Below are 7,249 nucleotides of genomic sequence, written 5' to 3'. Positions count from 1 at the left end.
GCGCGGGCGACGTCCGGGATACGACCGTGGGACGCGTCATCGACGTCGCCGTCGAGGTGTCGGGACCGGACGGTGAGATCGCCCGTATGACAGAGCGTTTCGCCATCCGAGGCCGGATCGGCGATGCCGAACTCGACGATCCGCAGCGCGCCGGGGGAGCGATCACAGACGAGGCGTCGGCCACCCGGAAGCCGCTGCGTACCGCGACGATCACCGCGCCGACGCGCATGGGTGCGTTTGCTGCCGTCTCGGGTGACCGCAATCCGATCCACACCGACGCATGTGCCGCGAAGCTCGCAGGACTCGGCGAGCCGATCGTGCACGGCATGTGGCTGTCGGCGGCCGCTCAGCACGTCGTCACCGCGGCCGATTCACGCAATCGCACCCCGTCGCCACGCCCGATCGTCGGGTGGACGGCTCGCTACCTGGGGATGGTCCGCACCGGAGATGCGGTCTCGGTCCGCGTCGACCGCGTCGGTCTCGATCGCGGCCGCGAGGTCGTCGAGGTGACCTGCAAGGTCGGCGACACCCTGGTGATGAGTGCCACGGGACTTCTTGCGGCTCCGCGCACCGTCTACGCCTTCCCGGGCCAGGGCATCCAGAGCAAGGGCATGGGGCTCGACGCCCGGTCGCGCTCGAAAGCCGCCCGGGCCATCTGGGACCGCGCGGACAAGCACACACGTGCTGCTCTCGGGTTCTCGATTCTCGCGGTCGTTCGCGACAACCCCACAACCCTCGTCGCCAACGGGACCACCTACAACCACCCCGACGGTGTGCTGTACCTGACCCAGTTCACCCAGGTCGCGATGGCGACGCTCGGCGTCGCGCAGATCGCTGAGCTCAAGGAAGCAGGCGGATTCGTCGACGGTGCCATCACCTGTGGGCATTCGGTCGGCGAGTACAACGCCCTCGCGGCATGCGCGGGAGTGCTCCCACTCGAAGCCGTCCTCGAGGTGGTGTTCCAGCGCGGCGAGGCCATGCACCATCTGGTCCCGCGAGATGAACTGGGGCGCAGCGACTATCGCATGGCGGCCATTCGCCCGAGTCAGTTCGGCCTCGCCGACGCCGACGTCGAGTCGTTCGTCGCGGAGGTCGGGGAGTCGATCGGCGAGTTCCTGGAGGTCGTCAACCTCAACCTTCTCGGCTCGCAATACGCCATCGCGGGTACCGTTCGCGGTCTCGAACATCTCGAAGACGAGATCGAGCGTCGTCGAACCGAATTCGGCGGCAAGCGATCGTTCATCCTCGTACCCGGCATCGACGTCCCGTTCCATTCGACGGTGCTGCGCGCCGGTGTGCCCGAGTTCCGCGGCAAGCTCGACGAACTGCTGCCCGCACGGATCGATCCCGACATCCTCGTCGGGCGCTACATCCCGAATCTCATGCCGCGATTGTTCACACTCGACCGCGCGTTCGTCGAAGAGATCGCGGCGCTGGTGCCGTCCGAGCCGCTCGACGCCGTGCTCGCCGACTGGGACACCCATGCGGCTGACCCGGCTGGTTTGGCGCGCATCGTTCTCATCGAGCTGCTCGCGTGGCAGTTCGCGAGTCCCGTGCGCTGGATCGAGACGCAGGACCTCCTCTTCGGTGCAGCCGAACGCGGTGGCCTCGGCATCCAACGGTTCGTCGAGATCGGCCTCAAGGGTGCGCCGACGCTCGCAGGCCTGGCGACCAACACCCTCAAGCTCGACGACTACGGTTCGGCGACAACCGAAGTGGTGAATCTCGAGCGCGATTCCGATGTCATCCTCGCCAAGGACGCGGGTGCCGAGCTCGATGACGAACCCGCCGACGACGCGGCTGCGCAAGACACCGGTGCTTCACAAGATGCGGCGACAAACACGCCCGCTCCCGCGGCAGCAGCGCCTGCGGCTCCGAGCGCGCCCGCGGGCGCTCCGCGGCCCGACGACGTCTCCTTCGGGCCGTCGGATGCGGTTCGTGCAGTAGTCGCGCTGTGGACCAAGATCCGCCCCGAGCAGATCGGTTCGGCAGACACCATCGAGGCGTTGTGTGACGGCGTCTCGTCGCGGAGAAACCAGCTCCTGCTCGATATCGGTGCCGAACTCGGACTCGGCGCGATCGACGGTGCCGCGGAAGCCGACATGGTGGCGCTCGCCGCGACGGTCGACAGCCTCGCGCGCGGCTACCGTCCTCTGGGTGCGGTCCTCACCGACGCCGTGTCCGATCAGATCCGCAAGGTGCTCGGCCCCGTCGGAAAGCGGCAGGCCTACATCGCCGATCGTGTGACCGGTGTGTGGCAGCTAGGTCCTGGCTGGGGGCTGCATGCCACCGTGGCGCTCGCTCTCGGCACACGCGACGGAGCCAGTGTGCGTGGCGGCGACCTCGGCGATCTGCTCGACGGACCTCTCGCCAACACCGACGCACTCGACGCTCTCGTCGACCGCGCGGTGGCCGCGGTGGGTGCGTCCCGCGGGATCGCGGTCGCCAAGCCCGCGGCCGACACCGGCGGCGGCGCAACGGTCGACGCGGCCGCACTCGGTGAGTTCACCGAGCAACTGACCGGACGCAGCGGCGCGCTCGCCTCTGCCGCATACACGGTGCTGGCCAAACTCGGACTCACCGAGGACGACGCCGCGCCCGAGATCGCGGAGAACGTCGACGCTGCGCTGGCCGAGCGGGTCAGTGCCGAACTCGGCTCAGATTGGGCACGCACCGTCGCGCCGGCGTTCGACGCCGAGAAGATCGTCCTCGTCGACGACCGGTGGGCCACGAGTCGCGAGGATCTGGTGCGGATCTGGCTGACCTCCGACGCCGATCTCGCCGACCGTCACGACACGATCGTCGAGTCCTTCGTGGGTGCGGGACAGACTGTCGCACAACATGCCACGTGGTGGCAGGGCAAGGCTCTCGCCGCAGGCGAGGCGACACGCGCCCAGATCTTCGGCGCAATCGCCGCCGCAGCACAGGCGCCGGACTCGGGTGAATGGTCCGACGAGGTCGCAGTGGTGACCGGCGCGGGCAAGGGGTCGATCGCCGCAGGCGTGATCGGCCGACTGCTCGCGGGCGGAGCCACGGTGATCGCCACGACGTCGAAGCTCGACTCCGGAAAGCTCGCCTTCTACAAGAAGCTCTACCGCGAGAACGCGCGTCACGACGCCGCGCTGTGGGTCGCACCGACCAACATGGCGTCGTACAACGACGTCGACGATCTCGTCGAATGGGTTGGCAGCGAACAGACCGAGAACATCGGCGGCACAACGGCTGTCCTCAAGCCGACGATGAAGCCGACGCTGCTGTTCCCGTTCGCGGCACCTCGTGTCGCCGGTGATCTCACCGACGCCGGAGCGCGCGCAGAGCTCGAGATGAAGGTCCTGCTCTGGTCGGTGGAGCGGCTCATCGCAGGGCTGTGTGAGATCGGCGCCGATCATGACATCGCGGCTCGACTGCACGTCGTGCTCCCCGGATCGCCCAATCGCGGCATGTTCGGTGGGGACGGGGCCTATGGCGAGTCCAAGGCCGCACTCGATGCGCTCGTCACCCGCTGGGGAGCTGAGGAATCATGGGGTGCGCGAACGACTCTCGCGCACGCGCTCATCGGCTGGGTGCGCGGCACCGGGCTGATGGGTCACAACGACGGCATGGTCGCGGCCGTGGAGGCCGCGGGCGTGCGAACGTGGAGCACAGACGAGATGGCGGCACAGCTCCTCGAACTGTGCACTCCCGCGCAGCGCGTCGCCGCGCGGGATCAGGCGATTCTCGCCGACTTCACCGGCGGCCTCGATCCGTCTATCGACCTCAAATCACTTGCCACCGAACAGGATGACGCGAGCGAGGTCGAGACGGAGGAACTCGACGAGGCGACGGTCGCTGCGCTGCCCGCGCCGGCCCGCGCCGCGGCATCGATGACGCCCGCGTGGCCGTCGATCGATGCGCGTCCCGAGGACCTCGTCGTCATCGTCGGCGCCGGAGAGCTCGGACCCTACGGTTCGTCGCGCACCCGGTTCGAGATGGAGGTCGACGAAAAACTCAGCGCGGCAGGCGTGTTGGAGCTTGCCTGGAACACCGGTCTGATCGTCTGGGACGATGCACCGAAGCCGGGCTGGTATGACACCGAGAGTGGCGATCCGGTCGACGAGGCCGACATCGCCGAGCGTTACCACGACGCGGTCGTCGAGCGCTGCGGTATTCGACGCTACGCCGACGACGGTGCGATGGTCGACAACACCTCGCCGCTGCTCACCTCGATCTTCCTCGACGAGGATCTGAGCTTTACCGTCAGCTCCGAAGAGCAGGCCAGGGCATTCGCTGCCGCCGATCCGGACAAGACCAGGATCGCTCCGATCTCCGACACCGGAGATTGGCGGGTCACGCGCCTGGCCGGCACCGAGATCCGCGTGCCCCGCAAGTTCGAGCTGAGCCGGACCGTCGGAGGCCAGATTCCGACCGGGTTCGACCCGACTCGCTGGGGTGTCACGCCCGACATGGTGGAATCCATCGACCGTGTCGCGCTGTGGAATCTCGTCGCGACCGTCGACGCCTTCCTGTCATCGGGCTTCACGCCGTCGGAACTGATGCGGTGGGTACATCCGGGACTCGTCGCCAACACTCAGGGAACCGGCATGGGCGGCATGACGTCGATGCGTGAGCTGTACGTCAACACGCTGCTCGGTGAGGCGAAAGCCAACGACATCCTGCAGGAGGCGTTGCCGAACATCGTTGCCGCACACGTCGTTCAGTCGTACGTGGGCAGCTACGGTGCGATGATCCACCCTGTCGCTGCGTGTGCGACGGCCGCTGTGTCGGTCGAGGAGGGCGTCGACAAGATCCGTCTCGGCAAGGCGATGTTCGCGGTGGCGGGCGGATTCGACGATCTCGGTATCGAAGGCATCGTCGGATTTGGTGACATGTCGGCGACCGCGGAGTCGGCGAAGATGGCTGCACGGGGAATCGATGAGCGCCGGTACTCGCGTGCCAACGATCGGCGACGTGGTGGATTCGTCGAATCTGCCGGTGGCGGAACCATTCTGCTCGCTCGTGGCGACGTCGCGGCACAGCTCGGATTGCCGGTTCTCGGCGTCGTAGCATGGGCGCAGAGCTTCGGCGACGGTGTTCACACCTCGATTCCCGCACCGGGACTCGGAGCACTGGGCGCCGCACGTGGGGCGCTCGCGTCACCGTTGGCCGATGCGTTGGGTGCGCTCGGCGTGAGCGCCGACGACGTCGCGGTGGTGTCCAAGCACGACACCTCAACGCGTGCAAACGATCCCAACGAGTCCGAGCTCCACGAACGACTCGCCGACGCGATCGGCAGGACGCCCGGCGCGCCCCTGTTCGTCGTGTCGCAGAAGTCGCTCACCGGCCACGCCAAGGGTGGCGCTGCGGCATTCCAGCTCATCGGGCTCTGCCAGGTGCTGCGCGACGGAGTGATCCCACCCAACCGCAGTCTCGACTGTGTCGATGAGCAGATGCGCGACTACCCCCACCTCGTGTGGGCGCGTGAGCCGCTCGCGCTCGGTGATCGATTCCCGCTCAAGGCGGGTCTGCTCACCAGCCTCGGCTTCGGCCACGTGTCGGGTCTGATCGCCATAGTTCATCCGGAAGCCTTTGTCGCAACTCTGGATTCGGATCAGGCGCAGAGCTATCGCGATCGGGCGGCACGCCGCGAACGTGATGGCGCACAGCGGCGGCTGGTCGCGATGTGCGGCGGCGAGCCTGCGTACCGACGGCCGTCGGGTCGTCGTTTCGACAGCACACTCGACGAGCATGATGCCGAAGCCGGACTGCTGCTCGATCCGGGTGCGCGGCTGACGACCGATGGTGCATACGGCGCCGCGGCCGATGGACGCTGACGCGATGGCCGTACTCGGGGTGGGGATCGACGTCGTGTCGATCCCGGAGTTCGGAGACCAACTCGAACAGGTCGGCACGAACTTCGTCGAGAGGTTCACGGTGGGCGAGCGGCGTGACGCGGCAACGGGTACGGGCGAAGACGCCCGTCACCTCGCGGCACGGTGGGCGGCGAAGGAGGCCGTGGTCAAGGCGTGGTCGGTGAGCCGATTCTCGCGCTCGCCGCTGCTGCCGCTGATCCGGCACAGTGATATCGAAGTCGTCACCGACACCTGGGGCCGTCCGGCGATCAGGTTGTCGGGAGAGATCGCCGAACACCTTCGTGACACGACCGTACACATTTCGCTCACGCACGACGGGAACACGGCTGCCGCAGTGGCGATCCTGGAGGGGAGCTGACCGGAGGGTGCGCAATCCGTCTGTCGTGCAACGGATTCAGCTGCCGGTCGACTCCTCGAGCAGGAGATATCCCGCGAGCATGCGCTTGAGTTCGTCGACCGTCGCGGCGTGGTCGTGGCCGTCCTGCACCGAGAAACTCAACAGTGAGTACGCGGTGTGGACCAGCACCTGCGCCATCATCTCCCGACGATCTCCCTGCGAGGGGGTCAGCGGAGCAAGGATGCGGGCCACCTGTTCGGCGAGAACGCGTTCGTTGAGTGATGCCGTCGCGCGGGTTGCGGGAGTCGACTGGACCGCGAGCCAGACCGCGCGCCGCGACGGATCGTCGCGCCAGAGGGTCGCCAGATGGTCGAGGAACTTCTCGAGCAGGTTCGGCCATTCGAGCGACGGCACCTCCGACGCGAAGGCGGCGAGCTCCTCGCGTACGCCGACCGTGTCCTGTCGATCGAGTTCGCAGACGATGACGTACTTGTTGGCGAAGTACTGATAGAGGGTTCCGATGGGCACTCCGGCGCGAACGGCGATCTCCTCGCAGGTGAGCGACTCGAAACCCACTTCGGTCAGCAGGTCCCGCGCCGTCGCCAGCATCGCGGAGAACTTTCGTTTGCTGCGCTCCTGCGTCGGGCGTTTGCGCGGCACCAGGGGTTCGGTACTCATCGGTTCGGTCAGCTCGGTTCGATCAACGTCTGTGGGTCACACCGACAGGTCGCGCCTGAGCTTGGCAACGTGCCCGGTGGCACGCACGTTGTACTGCGCGAGCGCGATGGCCCCGTGGTCGACGAGGAACGTCGACCTGATCACACCCGTCACGGTTTTGCCGTACAGCTTCTTCTCGCCGAAAGCGCCCCACGCGGTCATGACCGACTTATCCGGATCGGACAGGAGTGGGAACGTCAGGCCCTCGGCGTCGGCGAACTTTGCCAGCTTCTCCTGCTTGTCAGGGGAGATGCCGACGACGGCGATGCCCTGTCCGTCCAGTTCGGCGAGGTTGTCGCGAAAGTCGCACGCCTGCTTGGTGCAGCCGGGAGTCGACGCCGCGGGG

The 7,249-nt window shown here is 67.2% G+C and carries 4 protein-coding genes; 2 read left to right on the top strand and 2 right to left on the bottom strand.

The window, feature by feature from the left end:
* Together A5766_RS06160 and acpS are read left to right on the top strand one after the other, a co-directional pair.
* Positions 1 to 5,810 (top strand): type I polyketide synthase (locus tag A5766_RS06160; RefSeq protein ID WP_156527384.1); only part of this gene is annotated, 5,810 nt, incomplete at its 5' end.
* Positions 5,811 to 5,814: 4 nt separating this feature from the next.
* Positions 5,815 to 6,207, top strand: a complete 393-nt coding sequence (acpS, locus tag A5766_RS06155) for a holo-ACP synthase AcpS (RefSeq protein WP_039856554.1) — start codon at positions 5,815 to 5,817, stop codon at positions 6,205 to 6,207.
* Between the two features lie 36 nt (positions 6,208 to 6,243).
* Here the strand turns inward: acpS and A5766_RS06150 are convergent, their stop codons facing one another.
* Positions 6,244 to 6,864: a TetR family transcriptional regulator gene (locus A5766_RS06150; protein WP_064864449.1), complete on the bottom strand. Its 621-nt coding sequence runs from the start codon at positions 6,862 to 6,864 to the stop codon at positions 6,244 to 6,246.
* A 36-nt stretch (positions 6,865 to 6,900) separates the two neighbouring features.
* Positions 6,901 to 7,249 (bottom strand): peroxiredoxin (locus A5766_RS06145; RefSeq protein ID WP_064864448.1); only part of this gene is annotated, 349 nt, incomplete at its 5' end.

Origin of the sequence: Gordonia sp. 852002-51296_SCH5728562-b, assembly GCF_001665475.1 — a bacterium.
Classification (GTDB): Bacteria; Actinomycetota; Actinomycetes; order Mycobacteriales; family Mycobacteriaceae; genus Gordonia; species Gordonia sputi.
Note: the sequence above shows the minus strand (reverse complement) of the source record. Positions and strands in the feature narration are given on the sequence as shown.